The 21,991-nt window shown below is 61.8% G+C and carries 14 protein-coding genes and 1 pseudogene; 9 read left to right on the forward strand and 6 right to left on the reverse strand.

Going from position 1 to position 21,991, the window contains the following annotated elements; translation table 11 throughout:
* Positions 1–21 precede the first annotated feature (21 nt).
* The 3 genes from AC07UX_RS11600 to AC07UX_RS11610 form a co-directional block, all read right to left on the reverse strand.
* Entirely contained in the window at positions 22–2,310 is a 2,289-nt protein-coding gene (locus AC07UX_RS11600; protein WP_495192155.1) for a TonB-dependent receptor, read from the reverse strand.
* Between the two features lie 183 nt (positions 2,311–2,493).
* Entirely contained in the window at positions 2,494–2,694 is a 201-nt protein-coding gene (locus AC07UX_RS11605; RefSeq protein ID WP_495192156.1) for a hypothetical protein, read from the reverse strand.
* 96 nt (positions 2,695–2,790) lie between these two features.
* Complete coding sequence (locus tag AC07UX_RS11610; RefSeq protein WP_495192157.1) at positions 2,791–6,192, reverse strand: acyl-[ACP]--phospholipid O-acyltransferase; 3,402 nt, start codon at positions 6,190–6,192, stop codon at positions 2,791–2,793.
* Between the two features lie 187 nt (positions 6,193–6,379).
* Here AC07UX_RS11610 and AC07UX_RS11615 point away from each other — a divergent pair, with 187 nt between their 5' ends.
* Complete coding sequence (locus AC07UX_RS11615) at positions 6,380–6,994, forward strand: TetR/AcrR family transcriptional regulator (protein ID WP_495192158.1); 615 nt, start codon at positions 6,380–6,382, stop codon at positions 6,992–6,994.
* A gap of 42 nt (positions 6,995–7,036) precedes the next feature.
* Here the strand turns inward: AC07UX_RS11615 and AC07UX_RS11620 are convergent, their stop codons facing one another.
* The 3 genes from AC07UX_RS11620 to AC07UX_RS11630 form a co-directional block, all read right to left on the reverse strand.
* Complete coding sequence (locus AC07UX_RS11620; RefSeq protein WP_495192287.1) at positions 7,037–9,292, reverse strand: TonB-dependent receptor; 2,256 nt, start codon at positions 9,290–9,292, stop codon at positions 7,037–7,039.
* Between the two features lie 195 nt (positions 9,293–9,487).
* Positions 9,488–11,119, reverse strand: coding sequence for a Na+/H+ antiporter (locus tag AC07UX_RS11625; RefSeq protein ID WP_495192159.1), 1,632 nt, complete (start codon positions 11,117–11,119; stop codon positions 9,488–9,490).
* Positions 11,120–11,194: 75 nt separating this feature from the next.
* Entirely contained in the window at positions 11,195–13,522 is a 2,328-nt protein-coding gene (locus AC07UX_RS11630; protein ID WP_495192160.1) for a putative bifunctional diguanylate cyclase/phosphodiesterase, read from the reverse strand.
* Positions 13,523–13,869: 347 nt separating this feature from the next.
* Here AC07UX_RS11630 and AC07UX_RS11635 point away from each other — a divergent pair, with 347 nt between their 5' ends.
* The 8 genes and pseudogenes from AC07UX_RS11635 (at position 13,870) to AC07UX_RS11670 (ending at position 21,977) form a co-directional block, all read left to right on the forward strand.
* Entirely contained in the window at positions 13,870–14,529 is a 660-nt protein-coding gene (locus AC07UX_RS11635; RefSeq protein WP_495192161.1) for a hydrolase, read from the forward strand.
* A gap of 62 nt (positions 14,530–14,591) precedes the next feature.
* Positions 14,592–14,747: pseudogene (locus AC07UX_RS11640) on the forward strand (DUF1427 family protein); the annotation flags it as partial.
* A gap of 41 nt (positions 14,748–14,788) precedes the next feature.
* The gene (locus tag AC07UX_RS11645) at positions 14,789–16,714 is read left to right on the forward strand and encodes an amidohydrolase (RefSeq protein ID WP_495192162.1); all 1,926 of its coding nucleotides are present in this window, start codon (positions 14,789–14,791) and stop codon (positions 16,712–16,714) included.
* Between the two features lie 163 nt (positions 16,715–16,877).
* On the forward strand, positions 16,878–17,777 hold the full coding sequence (locus AC07UX_RS11650; protein ID WP_495192163.1) for a VOC family protein: 900 nt from the start codon (positions 16,878–16,880) through the stop codon (positions 17,775–17,777).
* A gap of 5 nt (positions 17,778–17,782) precedes the next feature.
* Positions 17,783–18,205 carry a DoxX family protein gene (locus tag AC07UX_RS11655; RefSeq protein WP_495192164.1) on the forward strand — a complete coding sequence of 141 codons (423 nt, stop codon included), beginning with the start codon at positions 17,783–17,785 and terminating at the stop codon, positions 18,203–18,205.
* Positions 18,198–19,556 (forward strand): alginate export family protein, encoded by a 1,359-nt coding sequence (locus AC07UX_RS11660; RefSeq protein ID WP_495192165.1) that lies wholly within the window; start codon positions 18,198–18,200, stop codon positions 19,554–19,556. Before AC07UX_RS11655 ends, AC07UX_RS11660 begins: the two co-directional genes overlap by 8 nt.
* Positions 19,557–19,657: 101 nt before the next feature.
* Positions 19,658–20,359 carry a YoaK family protein gene (locus AC07UX_RS11665; RefSeq protein ID WP_495192166.1) on the forward strand — a complete coding sequence of 234 codons (702 nt, stop codon included), beginning with the start codon at positions 19,658–19,660 and terminating at the stop codon, positions 20,357–20,359.
* A gap of 76 nt (positions 20,360–20,435) precedes the next feature.
* Entirely contained in the window at positions 20,436–21,977 is a 1,542-nt protein-coding gene (locus AC07UX_RS11670) for a right-handed parallel beta-helix repeat-containing protein (protein WP_495192167.1), read from the forward strand.
* Positions 21,978–21,991 lie beyond the last annotated feature (14 nt).

Raw genomic sequence — 21,991 nt, forward strand, 5'->3', positions numbered from 1 at the left:
CTGTCTCCTTCCTTGTTCGGTTCAGAAGCGACCGGTCAGTTGCACGCCGTAGAAGCGCGGTTCTGCCGGGATGTAGGTCGGGATACCGAAGGCGCCGCCGGTATTGCCTGCGTCGAGCAGATAGTTTTTGTTCGTGGCGTTGCGCATGAAGCCGGAGATTTCATAATGGCCATCGGCGAAGCTGACGCCGGCGCGCAGGTTGACCAGCGTTACCCCATCCTGGCTGATGGCTTGGATGTTGGGCACTTCGAAATAGATTTTGCTGCGATAGGTGACGCTGGGCGTCGCGAACAGGCGCATGCCGTTGCCGATCGGCGCGTCGATGGTGAAGCCGGCCGCAGCCTGGAATTTGGGCTGAAGGCGGAACTGGTCGCCGGCGAAACGGCCATTGGCGGCCTTGTCGTCGATGCCGCCGTCGATATAGCCGCCATTGGCGAAGATATTGAGCGAGCTGGTCGGCTGGATCATGACTTCCGCCTCGACCCCCAGATTGCTGGCCGTGCCGGCACTCATCGTGCGGGCGACGCCATCACTGCCCACGACGCTGACCTGGAAATTGTCGTATTTCTGATAATAGACGCCCAGCGACCCGGAGAAGATACCGCTATTGCCCTTCAGACCGACTTCATAGTTCCAGACATTTTCTTCGGCGACCTGACTGATGCGCGCCACCCCGCCGGCTGCGGCATCGAGATTGACGGTCGGCGAACGGCGGCCCTTCGACACGGTGGCAAAGCCGTTCAACGCTGGCGAGAAACGATAGAGGATGTTGAAGCGCGGCAGGAAAGCGGCGAAGCTGCCCTGTGTGCGGAGGACGCGACCGTTGGTGTTGATCTGGCCCGGAATCAGGGGTGCGCCGCTCAGCACCGAATTGGGCACGGTAGTGACATAGCCCGAACGACGCTTTTCGATCAGGCCGCGCACGCCGGCGGTCAGTTCCAGCGACGGGCTGGCCAGCCAGGTTCCATCGGCGAACATCGAATAGCTGTCGTTCTTGCCCTGATTTTCATAGACGGAGCTGTAGGGAATGGCTGTTGCAGCGCCACGGGTTAGTATTGCGGTCGCCTGCGATGCGGTGACGGTGCCGTCGGCCGCGATGCAGGCGAGGCCCGGAATCAGCCGCGTCGCGCACTGGATATAGGTGCCTTCCTCGGTCGAAAAGGGCACGCGCTGATGGTTCTTTTCACGGAAGCCATTCCAGCCGAACGACCCGCGGAAATGATCGCCGGCATAGGAGAAGCGGGTTTCATGGCTGACCTGCCAGCCCTTGGCTTCCTCACCAAACTCCAGATACCAGGCGGCCGAGCCGTCGGCGTCGAACACTTCATTGCTGTCGAACTTGCGATAGCCATTGACCATCGTGAGCGTCCAGTCGTCGGCAATGTCCCAGCTGAAGGTCAGGTTCGCGTCATAGACGTCGCGGTGCAGCCCCAGTTTGGAGGCGCCCAATACGGAAGCCGAGAGCGGCGATCCGCTGAGATTGGCAGAACCGAAAGGATTGCCCGGACCTTCCGACGTTGGCAGCGCGAGCGAAACGAAGGGCGTGCCCGAATTGCGTTGGCGGTCGTAGGTCAGGATGAGGTCGGCCGTGAAGCTTTCGGTGGGCTTCAGCCGCAGCGAGCCGCGCACGCCAAGCTGGTCGCGGGCATAGAGATCGTCCTGCGTCGCGGACAGATTCTTTACGTAGCCGTCCCGGTTCTTCCAGGCGAAGGCGATGCGGCCGGCGACCTTGTCCGATCCGCCGTTGATAAAGCCGCTGAAAAGTTTGGAGTCATAATTGCCGTAGCCGGCGTTCAGTTCGGCCGAAAAGCCGGGCTTGGGTCGGGCGGAGATCATGCTGATCGCGCCGACGGCGGAGGCGGTACCGAACAAGGTCGCCTGCGGCCCCTTGATGACCTCGATCCGCTCCATGTCGTAAATGTCCTGATAGGACCCACGCGAGCGGGAAATATCGACGCCGTTATAATAGAGGGTGACGCGCGGCGCCTGCTGGGCCGATCCGCTGTCCGACGTGATGCCGCGAATGACGATGCCGGGATTGTTGGCGCTCTGCTCCTGAATATTGAGGCCGGGGATATAGTTGGACAGTTCGTCGAGGTCGGACACGCCGATTTCCTCCATCCGCTTGCCACTGACGGCGGAGATGGTGATCGGGACATCCATCGCGCGCTGCTCGATCTTTTGCGCGGTCACGATGATCTGCTCGCCGGCGCCGGCCGTATCGCCGTCAAGCGCGGCGGTCTGGGCAACGGCCGGGACGGCGGCACTGCTGGCGAGCAGCATGGTGAGGAGGTGAAAACGGCGTGTCATGTGGCGAGCCCCTGTCGAACTGGATGGGGACGCCGCTGCCCAACGGATGTGACCTGCTGGCGGCTTGCAGATGACAAGTCAGTGAAAATTCAAATATTACAATGTCATGTAAGGTATCGACTTGGGTCGCTGACCCTGTTCATGCGGGCGAGCGACCGAGTGAACGGCAAGTTCGCCGTAGCGTCAGCCCTTGGGGGTGACCCAGACTTCGACCGGCGCGACGAATTTGCCCGGTGCGGGCTTGCCTACATTCACGCGATCGGCCGTAACCCGCTCCCCATTTTCCAGATGGAAGGTCACCCAAGGCTTGGGCATGCGGCCGAAGGTCATTTTCTGAATGGGCTGACCGGTGGTCGAATTCATGATGGTTGCGATGATGCTCATGGATCAGGCCGGTAGCGGTCGTCCTGGCATGTCGTCCATCGTTCATCCGGGTTTTCCACAGATTTCAACATCGGTCATAAAATCGCCCTACCCCCTCTATCCTGCCTCTGACGCCAGATTGCCCATCGTCACATAGTCGAGCTTGCCGGTACCCAGCACCGGCAACGCATCGCGTTCACGGATGTCGCGCGGAATGGCGAGTTCGGTCACGCCATTGGCACGGCCCCAGGCCTGAAGCTCGCTTGCCTTCGCGCCCTTGCGCGTGGTGAACAGCACGAGTTGCTCGCCCTTTCGTGCGTCGGGGCGGGTGACGACGGCATGCTCCGCGTCGGGCCAGAGCGCCGCGGCATATCCCTCCACGGCGGGTAGCGACACCATCTCCCCGCCGATCTTGGCGAAGCGCTTGGCACGACCCCGGATCGTGACGAACCCGTCATCGTCCATGGTGACGATGTCGCCGCTGTCGTGCCAACCTTCTTCCGGCGGTTGCAGGATGCCGGGCGCATCAGCCTTCATATAGCCGGCCATGATGTTGGGACCACGGATCGACAAACGACCGCCTTCGGCAATACCCGGCACATCGTCCAGCTTGGCCTCGATGCCCGGCAGCAGACGGCCAACCGTGCCCGCGCGGAAGTGCATCGGCGTGTTGACCGCAATCACCGGGCCGGCTTCGGTTGCGCCATAGCCTTCCAATATGCGCAGGCCGAACTTGTCGGCATAGGCCCTGCGGGTTTCGTCACGCACCCGTTCGGCGCCTGCAAAGATGTAGCGCAGCGAATAGAAGTCATATCCATGCGCCATGCGGGCATAGCCGGACAGAAAGGTGTCCGTACCGAACAAAATGGTCGCGTTGCTGTCATAGGCGAGCGCGGGAACGATACGATAATGCAGCGGACTGGGATATAGCAGCGTCTTTACGCCGTGCAGGACCGGTAGCAGCGTACCCCCGGTCAGACCGAAACTGTGGAAGACCGGCAGAGCGTTGAGTACGACGTCCGCGCTGTTGAAATCGATACGCGCAGCAAGCTGACGGCAATTGGATAGCAGGTTCCGATGGGTCAGCACCACGCCCTTGGGCAGGCCTTCCGATCCGCTGGTGAAGAGGATGACGGCGGGCGCATCCGCGGCGATGCGCAGCCGGCGATGGTTGTAAGCGGCAAAACGGCTGGCGACGAGTGCGCGCAATTTGGCAGCAACGCCGATGGTCGCGCCGATATCCTCCAGCCAGAGGATGGTCAGTCCGTCCGTTTCGAGCGCAGCGACGATGTCGCCCAGCCTGGCCTGATCGACGAAGCCGCGGGCGGTGACGATGCTGCGGATCCCGGCCGCGGTGCAGGCGGCTTTCAGATTGGTGAGACCTGCCGTATAGTTGAGCATCGCCGGTATACGGCCATGCGCCTGAAGTGCGAAGAAGGTCGCGACCACGGCCGACACATTGGGTAGCAGCACGCCGACAGCTTCCCCCGATCGGGTTGCTGCGGCCAATGGACGGCCAAGCGCCAGACTACCTGCCACCAGTCGATTGTAGCTCATCGGCTCGCGCTTGATATCCTCCACGACCGCAGCCTTGCCGCCGTTGATATGGCGCGCCTCCAGCAGCGCTTCGAACAGCGTCTCCTCGGTGCGCGAGGTGGCGAAGATCATGCCGCTCATTTCGTCATAGAGGCGGCGGCCGGCGATGGCGCGGCGGGCGCGGGCCGTCATTTCCCTTTCTATGCTGAAGCGGCGCGGCGGCAGCACGGTCAGCGTGATCTTGGGGAAGCTGCGCAGGCGGACCTTGCCGCGCAGGCGGGAAAAGGGCGTATATTGCGCGCCGTCGATACGGACCGGGATGATAGGCGCGTCGGCCTTGTCCGCGACCATGCCGGGGCCATCGAATATCTTCATCAGCGCACCGGTGACGGTGATGCGACCTTCGGGGAAGATGACCAATGTGCGCCCTTCGCGCACCGCCTTCACCATCGCCTTGGCCGCCATCGGATTGGTCGGATCGACCGGGAAAGCGTCGAACAACGGCAGGAATGGCTTCACCCACCAGGCCTTCGCGATGTAGGTGTTGACCGCAAAGGTCGGCTTTCCAGGCAGGAATGCGGCGAGCAGCAGCCCGTCGAGGAAGGAGACATGGTTGACCACGACCACGGCAGGGGTGCCGGCGCGAGGCATATTTTCTTCGCCCGCAAGCTCGATGCGATAAAGGAAGCGCAAGATGCCACGCACGATCGCCTTGATGACGGTTTCGGGCAGCAGCCAGCAGGAGATGAGGGCGATCGTCAAAGTGGCAAAGCCCATGGTGCCGATGACGCCCGGTACGCTTTCGCCGCGCGCCAGCATCAGCGTGACGACCAGAACGACGGCGACACTGACGGCGGCGTTCAGGATATTGTTGGCGGCAATGGTGCGCGAACGTTCCTCACGGGGAGCATGGGTCTGGAGGATCGCATAGAGCGGCACGATGAACATGCCGCCTGCAAAGGCGATGCCGAACAGGTCGATAAGGATGCGCCCACTACCGGCCGTGGCGATGAAGGTCGCGATAGTGGCATCGGCGGTCACGGGCACATAAGCGCTGGTCGATAGCCAGAGGTCGATCATGAAGCCCGCCAGCGCCAGCGCCGAAATCGGCACGAAGCGGGCCGACACTTCACCACCGAGCAGACGATTGACCAAGAGCGATCCGAGCGCGACGCTCAAGGAAAAGACCAGCAGGAACAGGGTTGCGACCTCCTGCTTTGCCTGCAACACGCCACTGACCAGCGGCGCGAACTGGGCGAGAAGAACGGCGCCCACGGCAAAGAACCAGCTGATGCCCAGGATAGAGAGCCAGACGCCCCGACCATGGCGCGCGGCCTTGAGAATCTGCCAGGTGCTGCGGAAGATATTGGGATCGATCCGCAACCCCTGCGCGACCGGCGGGGCGGATGGCACGGCAAGGCTGGTCAAAAAACCCAGTAGCGCCACGCCGACCGCGATCAGGCCTGCGGTCTGAGCGGGGATGACGCCCGCCAGCAACTGACCGCTCAGGATCGCGAGGAATGTGCCCGCCTCGATCAGGCCGGTGCCGCCCATCATTTCCTGTGGATGCAGATGCTGTGGCAGGATCGAAAATTTGACCGGGCCGAAAATAGTGGAGTGCAACCCCATGAAGAAAAGGCAGGCCAGCAGCAGCGGCACCGATTGCAGCCAAAAGCCGATTAAAGCGGTGCCCATGATGATGATTTCGGCCGCCTTCACTGCGCGCACCAGCTTTGCCTTGTCCCAGGCATCGGCGATCTGGCCGGCCAGGGCAGAAAAGAGGAAATAAGGCAGGATGAACAGACCCGTCGCGATCGTCGCCAGCAATTCAGCCTTGTCCGGCGCGGCACGGAACAGCACGAAATTGGCGAGGAAGAGCAGCGCGAACTTCAACAAGTTGTCGTTGAACGCCCCCAGGAACTGGACGACGAACAACGGCGCGAAACGGCGTTTTACCAATAGGGACAGGTCTGGTGCGGACATGAAAGATCCCCCGAACGGAGAGCGTGTAAGCGGCAAATATAGACGGGCCGTTAATCGCCATCGGCCCGCGAACAGGCCGCTCGGCAAGATCGGCTGCCCGTATCGCCGAGAAAGGGACTATCAAGGAATTAAACAGTGATCAATTAATAAATTGGACAGTGGATAATTAAATTTCTAGAAGGCGTCCATGGGCAGGCGATCCGATCATAGCCGTGCGGAACTGGAAACACTGGTTCTGGAAGAAGGACATCGCCATATGGCAGAGGTGGGCTTTGCCCGTTTTTCCGCGCGCGAGGTGGCCAAGCGCATCGGCTATTCTGTCGGGACTCTCTATAATGTGTTCGGCAGCTACGACCTGCTGATCGCAGCGATCAACACGCGGACCTTCGAACAATGGACGCAGCATCTGGAGGATCGGCTTGCCAGAGCGTCGGTTGACCCGATCGCAACGCTGGTCAAAGGCTATTTCAGCTTCGCGGCTGAGCATATGAATTTGTGGATGGCGATTTACGACCATCGGCTGCCGGCCGGCATGGCGATGCCCGAAGCGCTGGCCCTGCGGCGCGGGACGCTGACCGACGTGATCGTACGGGAAATCGCTGCAATCCTGCCGGCAAGCAACAGGGACAAGGCCCCTCGCCTCGCACGGTCGCTGGTCGCCACGGTGCATGGTCATTGCACCTTTGCCCTCAACGGCAGTTTCGCGCTGCTGGGCGAAACCGATGCGCTGGGCATGGCGACGGCCCGGATCAGGGAGGCACTGGCTGCGGCCGGCGCCAATGATCCGCTGCCGAAAATATAGTAGGGGCGCGAACCGATACCGGCCGCGCCCCTGTTCTGATCGTTACAGCTTGTTGCTCAGCGACACGCCGATGATGCGCGGTTCGTTGAACACGGGCGCCATGTAATTTTCGATCACGCCCTTCATGTTCTTTTCGCCCGTGATGTTGCGGGCAAAGGCGGCGATCTCATATTTGCCGTCCGGCGCGGTGTAGCCGATCTTCAGGCCACCTTCGAAGTCGCCCTTCGAGTAGAATTCCTGCGTCTTGTAGAGCACGAAGTTGGTGTAGCCTTGGATGTTCCAGTCGGTCGCCGCGAACAGCTTGCCACCATTGCCCAGCGGCACATCGTAGCGGGCTGCGATGTTCGCCGTATATTTCGGCGCGTTGGGCAGCAGGTTGCCGTCGATCTGGGCGAAGACGCCGCGCGCGTTGGTCACGGTCGGATCTTCCACGGTGCAGACCACCACGCCATTCAGCGTACAGACCTGCGCATAGACATTCTTGTCGTTGATTTCGCTATGGAGCAGGCTGAGGCCGGCCGACAGGGTCAGATTTTCGAACGGACGCGCTTCGAGGTCGGCTTCCAGGCCATAGGCCTTGGCCGCGTCGGCATTGAACAGGACGCCGTTGCCGTTCACGTCGTTGCCGTTCAGCTGGATGTCCTTCACCTTCCAGGCGAAGCCCGACAGGTTGAAGCGCAGGCGATTGCCCAGCAGGCTGGTCTTGATACCGCCTTCGTACGACATGATCGTTTCCGAATCCGCCGTGGTGAAGTCGCTGTTGAACACGGCCGAGCGGCCCTGGATGGTCGGGCCGCGGAAGCCGCGCGCGACGCGGGCGTAGAGGCTGACTTCAGGGCTGACTTCATAGAGGGCGCTGACGTCCCAGCTGGGTTCCTTGCCGGTCAGCTTCACGTAGCGACGACCGCCGTAGGTCGACACGCCCGCCACGTTTGCGGTGGCGCGGACCAGACGGGTTTCCTTCGTGTCCTTGGTGTAGCGGCCGCCGGCGGTGATGGTGAAGCCGGGGACGACTTCATAGCTGGCCTGACCGAACAGGCCCCAGCTTTCATTCTTGTTGCGCAGGCGCACCCAGTTGTTGGGGTTGTTCGCCGCGCCGGTCAGAAAATAGGCACGCTGATAGAAATCGGTGGTATCGCGGCTGTCGAAATACATGCCGCCGACCTGCCATTTGAAGGCGCTGTCGCCGTTGCTGGCAAGGCGCACTTCCTGGCTCAGCTGGTCGAGGTCGCGGACATTGCCCTGGCTCTGGCCAAAGCCGTTCGCGACGCCGGCCACCGGATAGTCCGCGCCTGCGCCACCGTCCGTATCGCCACGGCTGTAGCCGCTGGTGGTTTCATAGGCGGTGATCGAGGTCAGCGTGACCGGACCCATGTCGATCGCGATATTTTCCGAAGCGCCATAGGTCTTATAGGCCTGCGGGTTGTTCATCGCTTCGTCCAGCGCGATCTTGCTGCGCGGTTCGCCCGCAACGCTGTTGCTGCCCTTGGTGAGGCCCGCGCGGTGGAAGATGGTCGAGGTGCCGTCATAGTCGCGGGCATGGACGCTGGTCAGCATCGACACATTTTCGGTCGGCGTCATCAGCAGCTGAAGGCGCACGTCCTTCTCATTATAGCCGCCCATCGCGTCCTTCCTGGGGCTGACGGTGCCGTCGGCGCTGGGGCCGGTGTAGGTATTGTCGACCCAGTCGTCGCGATGCTGGTAGAGCGCCGACACGCGGAAGGCGAGCTTGTCGGCGACGATCGGGCCACCGATGCCGCCGTCGAAGGTGACGGTATTATAGCTGCCATAGCTGGCCTGGGCGCGACCTTCCCAATCCATCGAGGGACGGATGGTGTCGAACTTGATGATGCCTGCCGTGGTGTTGCGACCGAACAGAGATCCCTGCGGGCCGCGCAGCACTTCGACCTGGTTGACGTCGAACACCGGGTTCGACTTCAGCACGACATGCTCCAGGACGACATCGTCCTGGATGATCGACACAGGCTGCGAAGCGCCGAGATAGAAGTCGATATTGCCGAGGCCGCGAATGTAGAAGCGCGGGAAGATGCGACCGGTGGTGGTTTCGGCGTAGAGGCCGGGCACGCGGGCGGCGAGTTCGAGGATGTCGCCGCCGCCGGCGGTGAGGTTGCGCAGCGCATCGCCCTGCACGACGCCGACCGAAACGGGTACCTTCTGGAGATTTTCCGAGCGACGCTCGGCCGTGACGACGATCTCGTCCAGCTGATCGGCGCTGGCGGCTTCCTGCGCATAGGCGGCGTGCGCCGTCGTTAGAGCGCCAAGCGCGGCGGTCAGCATGAGTGCCGACCGGGTGAAGATGGTGTTGGACAAAGTCGTTCCCCGTAATCGTGTTTTGCAAAGGCCCAACGGCCCCCATGGGCGCGGCGGCTAGGGTTCGATCATGTCTTTATTGTGACATAATGTTGCTTGAGCGTGCCGACTGATCGCAAAGTGGCGGGTTGTGGCAATCGCGCCACAGCCGGTATTTTCGGCTCACCCGCGGAAACGGGCCTCCGCCAGGTCCAGTTCGCGCGTCAACTTGCGCGCGGTGCCGCCGCTTACCAGCCGGTCGCGGATAAGCTGGGCCAGCGTGGTGCGCTCCGCCTTGATCCCGACCAGCGCAAATTCACTGGCGAGGCGTCGGCCCGCGCGCGCCTCGTCCGCCTGCTGCCCGCTCAGCCCCTCGATCCGTTCGCGATACAGATCCATCGCGCGCGCGCCAGCCATGGCGTAGAGGTCCGCATCGCCGCGATCCTCTGCCAAGGCGTGCTGGTGCCGCTCTATCGCCTGGATCGCGGCATGGGCGGCCACGATACGCGCGCTGTCCTCTTCCGCCTGCTTGGAAGGTTCCGGCGGCATGGTGAGGCCGTTGAGCAGGAACGGCAGTGCAATGCTGGCGAGGATGAGCGAGACGACGATCACGCCTGCTGCCAGAAAGATCGCCAGATCACGGGCCGGGAAAGCCGTGCCGTCGTTCAGGGCGAGCGGCAGGGTGAGAACACCAGCCAGGGTGATGGCGCCGCGCACACCGGCGAAGGAGGTGGCCGCGACCAGACGCCATTCGGGGCTCTGCATCTCGCCCGACCTATGCGTCTTGCGCAGGATGGTGAGGTGGAGCGAGGCCCAGACCCAGGCGAAGCGAAGCAAGGCAAGGCCTGCGACGATGGCAATAGTATAGATCGCCAGCCACCAGGGGGACGCATGACCGGTGAGCGCCACGGTTTGATGCGCGCCCTCCAGAATGCCGGGCAATTGTTCGCCCAGCAACACGAAGATGATACCGTTCAGGGTAAACTGAATCATGTCCCACACGGAATTGCGTCGCATGCGGGTGATCGCCATCGTCTGGCGCGAGATTTCGGCAAATGTCATGGTGACGCCGGCCGCGACCGCCGCCAATATGCCTGACGCATGGATATGTTCGGCCAGCATGTAGGAGCCGAAGGGGATGAGCAGGCTGACGAGAATCTGCGATCCGGTATCCTCGCCCCAGCGTTTGGTGACGAACGCCTTGGCACGGGTGACGGCCAGCGTGACGACAACGCCGATCACCAGGCCTGCGCCGGCCACCCACAGGAAATTGACGGTCGCCGCCCCGGCGGAAAAAGTGCCGGTCAGGGCAGCCGCAACCGCAAAACGCAGGCATACCAAGCCCGATGCGTCGTTCAGCAGCGATTCCCCTTCCAATATGTGCATCATCCGCTTGGGGATGGGCACGCGGGCGGCGATGGCGGACACGGCGATGGGATCGGTCGGCGATACGACCGCCGCGAGCGCGAAGGCGACCGCAAGCGGCATGGCGGGTATCATCCAGTGGATGAAGAAGCCCATGCCGACGACGGTGAGGAGGACGAGGCCCAGCGCCAACTCCACCACGGTGGAGACGTCCTTGAGCAGTTCATCCTTGGGGATGCGCCAGCCATCCAGAAAGAGGAGTGGCGGAAGGAAGAGAAAGAGGAAGAGTTCGGGGTCCAGATCGACGCGGTGAGATGTCGACAGGCCGATAATGGCGCCGAGCAGGATCTGCACCAGCGGCGTGGGTATGGAAACTGGCAGCATTCGGGATACCGCCCCGCTGACGACCACGGCCAGCAGCAGGAAAAGCACGATCGATACTGTCTCCAAACCATCACTCCCTCTTTGGATGTGACGGAACCCTAGAGGTGGAAGGATGATGGGAGCAACCCCGAAGGCGGGTTTTCAGCCCGCGTTCGCGATCGGGCAGAGATTCTCCGCCTGGGCCAGGCAGGCGGGTACTGCTTCGGCAGGCATGGCGCGCGCGTAGAGGAAGCCCTGTCCCACATCGCAATTTATGTCGCGCAGATAGGCTTCCTGCGCTGCCGTCTCTATACCTTCGGCGACGATTTCAAGGCCCAGGCAATGACCCAGATTGACGACGGTGGAGGTGATCGCTTCCGCATCCGTGCTGGTGCCGATGCGCTGGATGAATGAGCGGTCGATCTTGAGCAGATCGACGGGAAATTGCGTCAGATGCGAGAGCGACGCATAGCCGGTCCCGAAATCGTCGAGGGCGATGCGAATGCCATGACTGCTCAGAGCACGCAATTCGCGTTCCACATCACCGGCGCCATGGCCCAGGAAGACATTTTCCGTGACTTCGATCTGGATACAGGCGGGCGGCAACTGGCGCGCCGCCAAGCTGCGTATGACCTTGTCCGCAAAGCCACCCTGCCGGAAATCCGCCCCTGCCACGTTGATCGCCACATGACCGAAGGGCAGGCCGGCGCGCGTCCACTGCTGGATATCGTCCAGCACCTTTTGCAGCATGCGTTCGCTCAGCAGCGACCCCAGCGCCGGATCTTCGAAGGCCGCGTGGACCATGTCGGGCGAGCGCAACTGGCCTTCATGGTCCCGCCAGCGCAGCAAAGCCTCGAACCCTGTGACCTGCGACGTGCGTAACCGCACCTTGGGCTGATAATGGGGTATGATGGTATCGTGGGTCAGGGCCTGGCGGGCGAGCGCGATCATGGTCTGATGCCGTTCGACCTCTACCATCATGCCCGGTTCGAAGATGCGCAGCCTCGCCCGGCCCCCGGTCTTGGCCGCATAGAGGGCGATATCGGCGGCCTTCATGATTTCCGAGCGGGTGCGGCCGTCGCGGGGGATGAGGCTGGCGCCGATGCTGGCGCTGGATTCCAGCAGGCGGCCGCCATGGTCGATCGGCGTTCGCAGCTGGTCATAGATATTCTGCGCGACCTGCTCGACAGCTTCCACCGAACGGGCGGCGATGACCAGCGCGAATTCGTCGCCGCCGGTGCGGGCGACCAGATCGCCCTCCCCCACGGCGGCACGGAGGCGTTCGGCAAAGGCGCAGAGCAGCGCGTCGCCGCCGTCATGACCAACGCTGTCGTTGATGGTCTTGAAATTATCGACGTCGATGATGAGCATCGCCGCTTCCATGTCCCGCCCGACATTGGACAATGTCGCGTCCAGATGATCCTGAAGCAGCGCGCGGTTGGGTAGGCCGGTAAGCGCATCATGCTGCGCCATCCATACAGCCTTTTCCTCAGATTTCTTCTGATGGGTTATATCGCGAGCGACGACGATCAGCCGGCCTGATGCATCAGAGGTCTTGTTGATCGCGATATCGAACCAGCGCCGCTTCGCAAGTTCGGGCGCCAGTTCCGTGTCCGGCATGAGGTTGAGGATCAAATTGGCTGGCTGGCTCGCCTTTGCCTGCTCCAGCATCCTTTGGGCGGCGGCGCGATCATCCTCCGCAATTTCGTCCAGCCAGTTTCGACCGATCAGATTCTCTGCGGGCAAGCCGCCTTCCGGCTGATTGTGGAAGATGATCCTATAATCGCTCTCAAGGACGAGCATATGGTCGGGACTGGAATGCAAAATGGTGTTCGTGAGTGACTCGCTGCGCTCCAGATCGGCAAGTGCGGTCATCCAGGACACCAGCATCTTGTGCAGGGCGAAGGAGGCCGAGAAGATGGTCAGCATGAAGATCGGCAACTGGACGCTGATGACGGGCAGAACCGGATCGGCCGTCAGGCTGCCCGCGACCGCACATGGCCCAAGCGCCAGGAAAACCATGGTAGCCGCCAGCCGGGGCGTGCCAAAATTGCGCAGACATATGCCGCACACCATCGCCGCGGCGGACAGACAGGCAATGGTCGCCAATATCCAGTCGCCCGACAGGATGCAAAGCGACGTGCCGATACCGACCGACAGGGCCCACAAACAAGACAGGAGCGCAGACAGGCCGCGCGGCGGCGTCGCGCCTGCGGCCATGCGTTTCTTGCCATAGATCAGGACGGTCATCCGTACCAGACCGAGGCAAATTTCAAATAGCAGCCAGCCCAGGAACGGCCCGGTGGGGTGACGCCAGGCAGCGATCGTCGCCACGGCGGTCGCGTTGAGTACGCCGCCCAGGAAGATGGGCAGCGAGGAGAAAAGACCGTTTTTCAGCTGATCCGCAATCACTTCCGGCACCCTGGTCCTCGAATCGAGGAGCCATTCGGTCAGGCGCGTGAGAGGGAAAGGCTGCACGTAAATGGTCACTCGATCGGTTCGTCCCATCGCACGGAATATGCAACAGGACGAAGGCATGGCGGCCCAGCCAAAGGCAGGGAACGTCCGTCAGATGACCATCATCTATAAGATATTGGTTTTTAATAACTTAACCGCGTGAGCCCGAAGCAGGTCACATCAACCGCGTCTCGGATGGACGGTAATATGGGCCTGCCGCCATGCGTGGCGATTTCCGCCCTCTGCCAGACCAGCTGACTTTTCTAAAATATAGAATGTTTAGGCACATTTTATCAGCCTGTTTCATATTAATGGTCGTGGCTAGAACGACATCAGCCCGAACGGACGGGCACAAGACAATTTCAGGAAGGACGTTCGCCATGACCATCACTGCCACCCCGACCCCCGCCAAAGCCCTGCTGTCGCCCACCAACCATGCTCTTGTGCTGATCGATTTCCAGTCGCAAATGGCCTTTGCCACCAAGTCGATCGCCCCGGAACTGTTGCGCAACAATGCTGCGCTGGTTTCCAACGCCGCGGCGGGGTTCAACGTCCCTACCATATTGACCACCGTCGCCGAAAAGAGCTTTTCCGGCCCAATGTTCAGCGAAATTACAGAAGCCTTCGACAATCAGCCGATGCTGGACCGCACGTCGATGAACACCTGGGAAGACGCCGCCGTCATCGAAGAAGTCAACCGTATCGGCAAGGATCGCATCGTCTTCGCCGGACTGTGGACCAGCGTGTGCATCGTCGGCCCGGTCCTGTCCGCCATCGAACAGGGTTTTGAGGCCTATGTCATTACCGATGCCAGCGGCGACATATCGGACGAAGCGCATGAACGCGCCGTCGAGCGCATGATCCAAGCCGGTGCCAGGCCCGTCACCGCGCTGCAATATCTGCTCGAACTGCAACGCGACTGGGCGCGGACCGAAAGCTACGACATGACCACGGGCGTTGCCCGCAAGTGGGGCGGCGCCTACGGCCTGGGCATCACCTATGCCAAGACCATGTTCGGTGCGTCGGAAGGCGCCCACTAAGCATCGTCGGGGAGCCGCTTGATCGTGGCTCCCCCCTCCCTTCCCTGCCGAAGGACACGCCCATGAAACCCTATCTTCTTTCGCTTGGCGCCGGATTGCTGGTCGGCATCGCCTACAGCCTGATGGGCGTGCGATCGCCCGCGCCGCCGATCATCGCCCTGATCGGACTGGCGGGGATATTGCTGGGCGAGCAGATGCTGCCGATCGCCCACCGCCTGATCGCGCCTTGGGCCCATAGCCTCCCTCCGGAGAATGACGCATGATCACCCGCCGCCAGGCGCTTGCCAGCGCCGCCACCACCGCACTTCTGACCGCTACGGAAAGCCTTGCCATGACCGGAAAAGACATCATCATCATCAATGCCAAGGTTACGACGCTGGACCGGGAAAATCCGGTGGCGCAGGCGGTGGCGATCCGCAACGGTACATTTCTGGCCGTGGGCAGCGAGCAGGCGGTGCGTGCCGCCGCCGGTGCCGATGCGCAGACGATCGATGCCAGGGGACGTCGCCTGATCCCCGGCCTGATCGACAGCCACATCCACGTCATTCGCGGCGGTCTCAACTATAATATGGAATTGCGTTGGGAAGGCGTGCCGACCCTGGCCGACGCCATGGCGATGCTCAAGACGCAGGCGGAAAACACCCCTCCGCCGCAATGGGTGCGCGTGGTCGGCGGCTTTACAGAACATCAGTTCGCCGAAAAGCGCCTGCCCACGATCGACGAGATCAACGCCGCCGCGCCCGATACCCCGGTCTTCATCCTGCACCTCTACGATCGCGCGCTGTTGAACGCGGCCGCGCTGCGGGCCGTGGGCTACGACAAGAACACGCCCAACCCGCCGGGCGGCGAGATCGTCCGCGATGCACAGGGCAACCCGACCGGCCTGCTGCTGGCCCAGCCCAATGCGACGATCCTCTATGCCACGCTGGCCAAAGGGCCAAAGCTGCCGCAGGAATATCAGCTCAATTCGACCAGGCATTTCATGCGCGAACTCAACTCGCTCGGCGTCACCAGCGTGATCGACGCGGGCGGCGGGGCGCAAAATTATCCCGATGATTATGAAGTCATCGACAAGCTGCACAAGGATGGCGAACTGACGCTGCGCATCGCCTATAATCTCTTCACGCAAAAGCCCAAGGAAGAGTTGAAGGATTTCGCCAGCTGGTCGACCAAGGTGAAGCCGGGCGATGGCGACGATAGCTATCGTCATAATGGCGCTGGCGAGATGCTGGTCTATTCGGCCGCCGATTTCGAGGATTTCCGCGTCGCACGCCCCGACATGCCGCCAGAGATGGAAGGCGATCTGGAGCCGGTCATCCGCCTGCTGGCCGAACGCCGCTGGCCCTGGCGGATGCATGCGACCTATGATCAGACGATCGGTCGCGCACTCGATGTGTTCGAAAAGGTCAATCGCGACATTCCGTTGCAGGGGCTGAACTGGTTCTTCGACCATGCCGAAACAATCAGTGAGCGCAATATCGACCGGATCGCGGCGCTGGGCGGCGGCATAGCGGTACAGCATCGCATGGCTTTTCAGGGCGAATATTTCGTGGAACGATATGGGGCCAAGGCGGCCGAAGCCACTCCACCGATCAAACGGATGATGGCGGCCGGCGTGCCCGTGGGTGCCGGTACCGATGCCACGCGCGTCGCCAGCTATAATCCATGGGTCTCGCTAAGCTGGCTGGTGACGTCGAAGACGGTCGGCGGGTTGGCGCTTTATCCTGTGCGCAACCGGCTGGACCGCGAGACCGCGCTGCGCCTCTGGACAGAAAAGAACACTTGGTTTTCGAACGAGGTCGGCAAGAAGGGCCAGATCAAGAAAGGGCAACTTGCCGATCTTGCCCTGCTGTCCGACGATTATTTCTCCGTCCCGGAGGACGAGATTATTCATCTGCGCTCGGTGTTGACCGTGCTGGGCGGCAAGATCGTTTATGGCGAGGGCGACTTTGGCCCGCTGGCGCCGGTCGCGCCCAAGGCTATGCCCGACTGGTCCCCGGTCGCGACCTTCGGCGGTCATTATCGCCGGGGCGATACAGCCAAAAAGCTGGCGTCCGCCTGCGGTTGCGCCTCATCCTGCGGGGTCCACGGCCATGATCATGCCGTAGCGCTGGGTGCCAATGTGCCCGCCGCAGATGTGCAGAGCTTCTGGGGTGCGTTGGGCTGCGGCTGCTGGGCCGTATGATCGCAAAGCCGCCCTCTCCCGGCAAGGAGGGGGCAGCTGCGCATTTCAAGAATATGGAATATGATCGTCGAAATTATTCGGATCGATCCGCATAAATTCTGCGCTTAGACCGGTCCGGCACCATCGACCAAGAGGGCTGACCCTCTCCAACCGGAGCAATGACATGAACCGCATCACCCTGATGATGGCGACCGCGCGGGTCGCCATCAGCCCTGCCCGCGCGCCCGCAAAAGCGGCGCCTGCCGCCAGCACCGACTATGCGGTCGGCCCGCAATATGACACCACCCATGTCTATGTCGATCGCCAAGATTTCGACCGCTTCATCGCCAGTTTCACCGCTACATTCGGCGGCACGATCAGCAAGCAGCGCGTGTTCCAGGTGACGCCCACAGCCAGCCAGACCAAGTCGCAGCTTGCGCTGACACCTGCCGGCACCGTTTCCGTCTTCGGTTTCCTGACACCTGTCCCCTATCCTTTCGGGGCGGAGCGGACAGGCTATCTGGTGAGCGACATGGACGCGGCAGTCGCTTCTGCCCTGAAGCATGGCGCCACCCGCCTCATCACCAGCTTTCCTGATCCCATAGGCCGTGATGTCGTGGTCCAATGGGCGGGCGGCGTGAACATGCAGCTGTATTGGCATACGGTCAAACCCAACTATCCCGCGCTGAAAACGGTACCGGAAAACCGCATCTACCTGACGGCCGATGCCGCCAATCTGTTCGTGAAACAATGGATTGGTTTCGCGCATGCCAAAATCGCGTCGGACGAAAAATCAGCCCCGGGCGAGGAAATCAGCCAGCCAGGCAAAAGCTATCGCCGCATCCGCCTGACGTCGGGCTATGGCAAGATGAGCGTCATCGTGTCGGACGGACAACTACCCTGGCCCTATGGCCGTGACGTGACCGGCTATGAGGTCTCTGATCTGAACGCCACATTGGCCAAGGCCAAGGCAGCCGGCGTCGAAACGCTGGTGCCGCCCCATGAAGAAGGCGGCCGCCAATCCGCGATCGTCCGTTTCCCCGGCGACTATATCGCCGAAATACACAGCATCGTCGGGAAGTGAGTGTCATGACCGTAAACCCCCGCTTCGTCTCCCTCCTTCTTGCATGGCGCCCTACATGGTTTCTCGCCAGGCTGATGCTGGCCAGCGCCTATATATTGGGTGGCATCGTCAAGCTGACTGACTGGCAGGGTGCCGTTGCCGAGCAGGCCCATTTCGGCATGAGTCCGCCAGCTTTGCGGGCGGCATTGACCATCGCGCTGGAGCTGCTCGGCCCGCTGCTGATCCTGTCTGGTCGGCTGGTATGGCTGGGTGCTGGCATGCTGGGCGTCTTCACCCTGCTCGCCGCCTTCACGGCCAATGCCTTCTGGGCGATGCCCGTCGGGCGGGAGCGCTTCATGGCCACCAATGCTTTTTTCGAACATATCGGGCTGATCGGCGGCTTCATCCTCGTGGCGATGATCGCAGACCGGAAGCGGGCCGATGCGTGAATGCCTCCTGTCCTGCCTCGCGCTGCTGGCGCTGCCGGTCCCGGCCGCTGCCCAGCAGCGCGAAGCGTGGCAGGCGCCGACGCTGAGCGTCACCCGCTATGACGAGGATTGGTCCGATCTTGCAGATGCCGAAAAGCGCGCCCATCACTGGACCGGTCCATTGAAATATGTGCCGCTGGGCGACGATGCATGGCTGTCCACCGGGATCGAATTGCGCGCGCGCCGCGAGAGTTACGACGGTAATCTCTGGGGCGGTGCCGATGCACCGGACGATCATTATCTCTGGCTGCGGGCCATGCCCTATGTCGACCTGCATGTCGGGAAGATGCGTGCCTTCGTTCAGCCAATCGCGGCTTATGCGATCGGCGTGGCACCTTCCGCCAGTCCGATCGACCAGACGCAGGTCGATCTGCTCCAAGCCTTTGGCGAAGTCGATCTGGGGCCCGTCACCTTGCGCGCGGGACGGCAGATGCTGTCGCTTGGCACCGAAAGGCTGATCGGTACCCGCTATGGTCCCAATGTGCCGCTTGCCTTCGATGGTGCGCGCGCCGACGTCAGGGTCGGCCAGGCGACCGTCAGCCTGCTTGCGATGAGGCCGGTGCAGCCTGACGCTGGCAGTTTCGACGATGCGACGTCCCGTACAAAGGCGCTTTGGGGTGCCTATGCCACGCTGCTGACATTCGACGTTTATTATCTGGGCTATCGCAATCGTGCCGCTCGTTTCGGCGGGGTGGAGGGGCGCGAATTGCGCCATAGCATCGGTTTGCGATCCTATGGCGGGCGCGGCAATTGGCACTGGAATGTCGAGGGCGTCTATCAATTCGGTCATTTCAAAGGCCAGCGCATCGCCGCCTGGACGCTGGGCACCGAAGTCGGCCGTAGTTTCCCCAATCTGCCTTTGGCGCCCGACGCGACGCTACGCTTCAACATCGTAAGCGGCGACAGGAAGGCCGGCGACGGCCGCCTCGGCACCTTCAATGCGCTTTTCCCTAAGGGTAAATATTTCGGCGAATTGTCGCCCGTCGGTCCCACCAATATCGTCAGCCTCAACCCGCGTATCAGTGGTGCGTTGGGGGACGGCATATCGGCCAGCCTTGCCGCCATGGCCTATTGGCGCTCCAGCAAGGATGATGGCGTCTATGATATTCCCGGCAATCTGATCCGCGCGGCTGGCAGCAGTGACGCCCGCTTCATCGGCAAGGAGGCAGAGATTACGATCGCTTGGCAGGCGACGGCGGAGTGGGAAATATCGACGTCCTTCTCCGCCTTCGCGCCCGGCCCCTTCATCCGCGATACCGGTCCGGCCAAGACGATCACCATGCTGGGGCTGGAAAGCAATTTTCGCTTTTGATCTATTCCATATTTTGGAACGAAATCACGCATATTATTCGACTGCATGCAATTGCCGCTTGTCCATAGGATCGACCGCATGATCCCATCTGGAGACTGTTCATGACTGCGCCTGCCAAAAGCCCTTCCCCCCTGCCATGGCTCCTGCTCTTGCTGTCCGTAACGACCGGCCTGGTCGATGCGATCAGCGTTTTGGGGCTGGGCAAGGTGTTCACCGCCAATATGACGGGCAACATCGTCTTTCTGGGCTTTGCCGCCGTCGGTACGCCGGGCTTTCAAGTCGCCCCCTATCTGGTCGCGATCTCGGCCTTCCTGGTGGGGGCGCTGGCGGCCGGCCGGATCGGCAAATATCATGCCGGTCTGCCGTTGCGACGCTGGCTGCTGGTCGCCGCCCTTGTCGAGGCGATCCTGCTATGGATCGCAGCCGGTGTGTCCATAGGCTTCGATGTCCCGGCCCAATCGCCGGGCTCCAGCCTCTATGCGATCATCGCGCTCACTGGCCTGGCCATGGGATTTCGCAATGCGACCATTCGCCAGCTCAAGGTGCCGGACCTGACGACCACCGTGCTGACGCTGACGGTAACCGGCCTGGCTGCGGACTCCTCGCTTGCGGGAGGGAGCAACCCCAATTGGGGCCGCCGCATCGGCAGTGTCGTCGCCATCTTCCTGGGCGCCGCCATCGGAGCGCTGCTCGTCACCCATGGCGGGCTGACGAGCCCGTTGTTGCTTGCCGGCGCTTTGGTCCTGGGCGGAACGCTGGCCTGCATGTTGCATCCGGCAGCCGGAGACATTGTCGCTGGCTGATATATGTTTCACTTTCCGTTCAGCGCCGTGTCGCTAAAGCGGCGGCGGATCATGCAGTAAATCAAGGGTTGGGACGTTGGTTAAATTCTGGGGCGCTGCTGTCCTGTCGGCCTGTCTGTCAGCGGTCAGCACCCCATCCGTCGCCTTCGCCACCACCTATTATTTCAATTCGGTCAAGGGCGACGATCGGTTCAGCGGCACGTCGGATGCGCAGCCGTGGAAATCATTGTCGCGGATCAGGGACGTCGCCCTGCAACCGGGCGACCAGTTGCTGCTGGCGGCGGGCTCGGCCTGGAAAGAGCCGCTCACCATTACGCGATCTGGCAGGGCCAATGCGCCGATCACCATCGCCGCAACCGGCATAGGACCGCGTCCACGCATCGATGTGGGTGGCATATCCCCACATGGCGTGGCGATCATCAACGCGGAATATGTCACGATTGCGGGTCTGGAAGTCACCAACGATGCCAGCGATCCTGCGCCGCGATATGGCGTCCTGATCTCCGCGCAGGATCGCGGCGTTACGCGCGGCATTCGGGTAACGGACATGTATGTGCATGACGTGCGCGGCACCAACGCGCGCAAGGATAATGGCGGCATCGTTTTCAGCGCGACCGGGCAGAAACTCGCCACGCGCTTTCGCGACCTGATCATCGAGCGGAATATCGTGTGGCGCGTCGATCGATCCGGTATCGCCGGGATCAGCGACCGGGTGACGTTCAGCAACTGGTTTCCGAGCGATAAAGTCGTGATCCGCGACAATTATGTCGAGGATGTCGGTGGCGACGGCATAGTGCCGCGGGGCACCGACGGCACGCTGATCGAACATAATATCGTCCGCTATGCCGGCAGCCGAGCGCCCGGTTACAGCGCCGGCATCTGGCAATGGAGTACGGACAACAGCCTGATCCAGCTGAACGAGGCCGCCTATACCCGCACCCGTTATGACGGGCAGGGCTTCGATTCCGACTTCAATTCGCGGCGCACCACCCTTCTCTACAATTATAGTCACGACAATGCCGGCGGATTCCTGCTCATCTGTTCCCCCAAGCGGAACGAGAAGGACAATCTGGGTAATCGCGGGACGGTCGCGCGCTACAATGTCAGCCGCAACGACGGTACGCGCATCTTCCAGCTGTCGGGAAATGTGTCGGACGCGCTTGTCGAAAAAAATATCGTCCATGTCGGCAAAGGCATGGATGTGCAGATGATCGTAGCAACCAACTGGGATGGTTGGGCACGGGATGTCCGCTTTGCCAGCAATATATTCAAGGTGGCGGGCACGGCCCGTTATGGCAGCGAGATCGGGCGCAACGGTCCGGACTATCTGATCCAGGCAGGGTTCGCGCCGGTCGAATATATCCGTTTCAAGGACAACAGCTATCTGGGCCGTCATGTCGACTTGCCCGATGATGGCGCGAAGCAGTCGGTCATTCCATATATGGAGGAAAATGCAGATTGGGCCGTGCCGGTCTTCGATCCGGCCAGGCCGGACGACTTTCCCGGCTTCATAGTCCGGCATCGCGCCTGGATGTTGGCCATGTTGCAACGCGAACTGCAATCGGCGGTGGAATTGAAGTCGTCCCGGCGTATTTCCATCTTCGAAGCCCGGCGCTAAACGGACGGTCCTGA

The sequence above is a fragment of the Sphingobium sp. GW821-FHT02B05 genome, assembly GCF_059421905.1.

What these genes read in the sequence shown, in the direction of transcription:
- AC07UX_RS11600 (WP_495192155.1), bottom strand. Translation starts at nt 2,310, where the DNA reads ATGACACGCCGTTTTCACCTCCTCACCATGCTGCTCGCCAGCAGTGCC.
- AC07UX_RS11655 (WP_495192164.1), top strand. Translation starts at nt 17,783, where the DNA reads ATGACCGTAAACCCCCGCTTCGTCTCCCTCCTTCTTGCATGGCGCCCT.
- AC07UX_RS11645 (WP_495192162.1), top strand. Translation starts at nt 14,789, where the DNA reads ATGATCACCCGCCGCCAGGCGCTTGCCAGCGCCGCCACCACCGCACTT.
- AC07UX_RS11610 (WP_495192157.1), bottom strand. Translation starts at nt 6,192, where the DNA reads ATGTCCGCACCAGACCTGTCCCTATTGGTAAAACGCCGTTTCGCGCCG.
- AC07UX_RS11615 (WP_495192158.1), top strand. Translation starts at nt 6,380, where the DNA reads ATGGGCAGGCGATCCGATCATAGCCGTGCGGAACTGGAAACACTGGTT.
- AC07UX_RS11605 (WP_495192156.1), bottom strand. Translation starts at nt 2,694, where the DNA reads ATGAGCATCATCGCAACCATCATGAATTCGACCACCGGTCAGCCCATT.
- AC07UX_RS11650 (WP_495192163.1), top strand. Translation starts at nt 16,878, where the DNA reads ATGAACCGCATCACCCTGATGATGGCGACCGCGCGGGTCGCCATCAGC.
- AC07UX_RS11660 (WP_495192165.1), top strand. Translation starts at nt 18,198, where the DNA reads ATGCGTGAATGCCTCCTGTCCTGCCTCGCGCTGCTGGCGCTGCCGGTC.
- AC07UX_RS11635 (WP_495192161.1), top strand. Translation starts at nt 13,870, where the DNA reads ATGACCATCACTGCCACCCCGACCCCCGCCAAAGCCCTGCTGTCGCCC.
- AC07UX_RS11620 (WP_495192287.1), bottom strand. Translation starts at nt 9,292, where the DNA reads ATGCTGACCGCCGCGCTTGGCGCTCTAACGACGGCGCACGCCGCCTAT.
- AC07UX_RS11665 (WP_495192166.1), top strand. Translation starts at nt 19,658, where the DNA reads ATGACTGCGCCTGCCAAAAGCCCTTCCCCCCTGCCATGGCTCCTGCTC.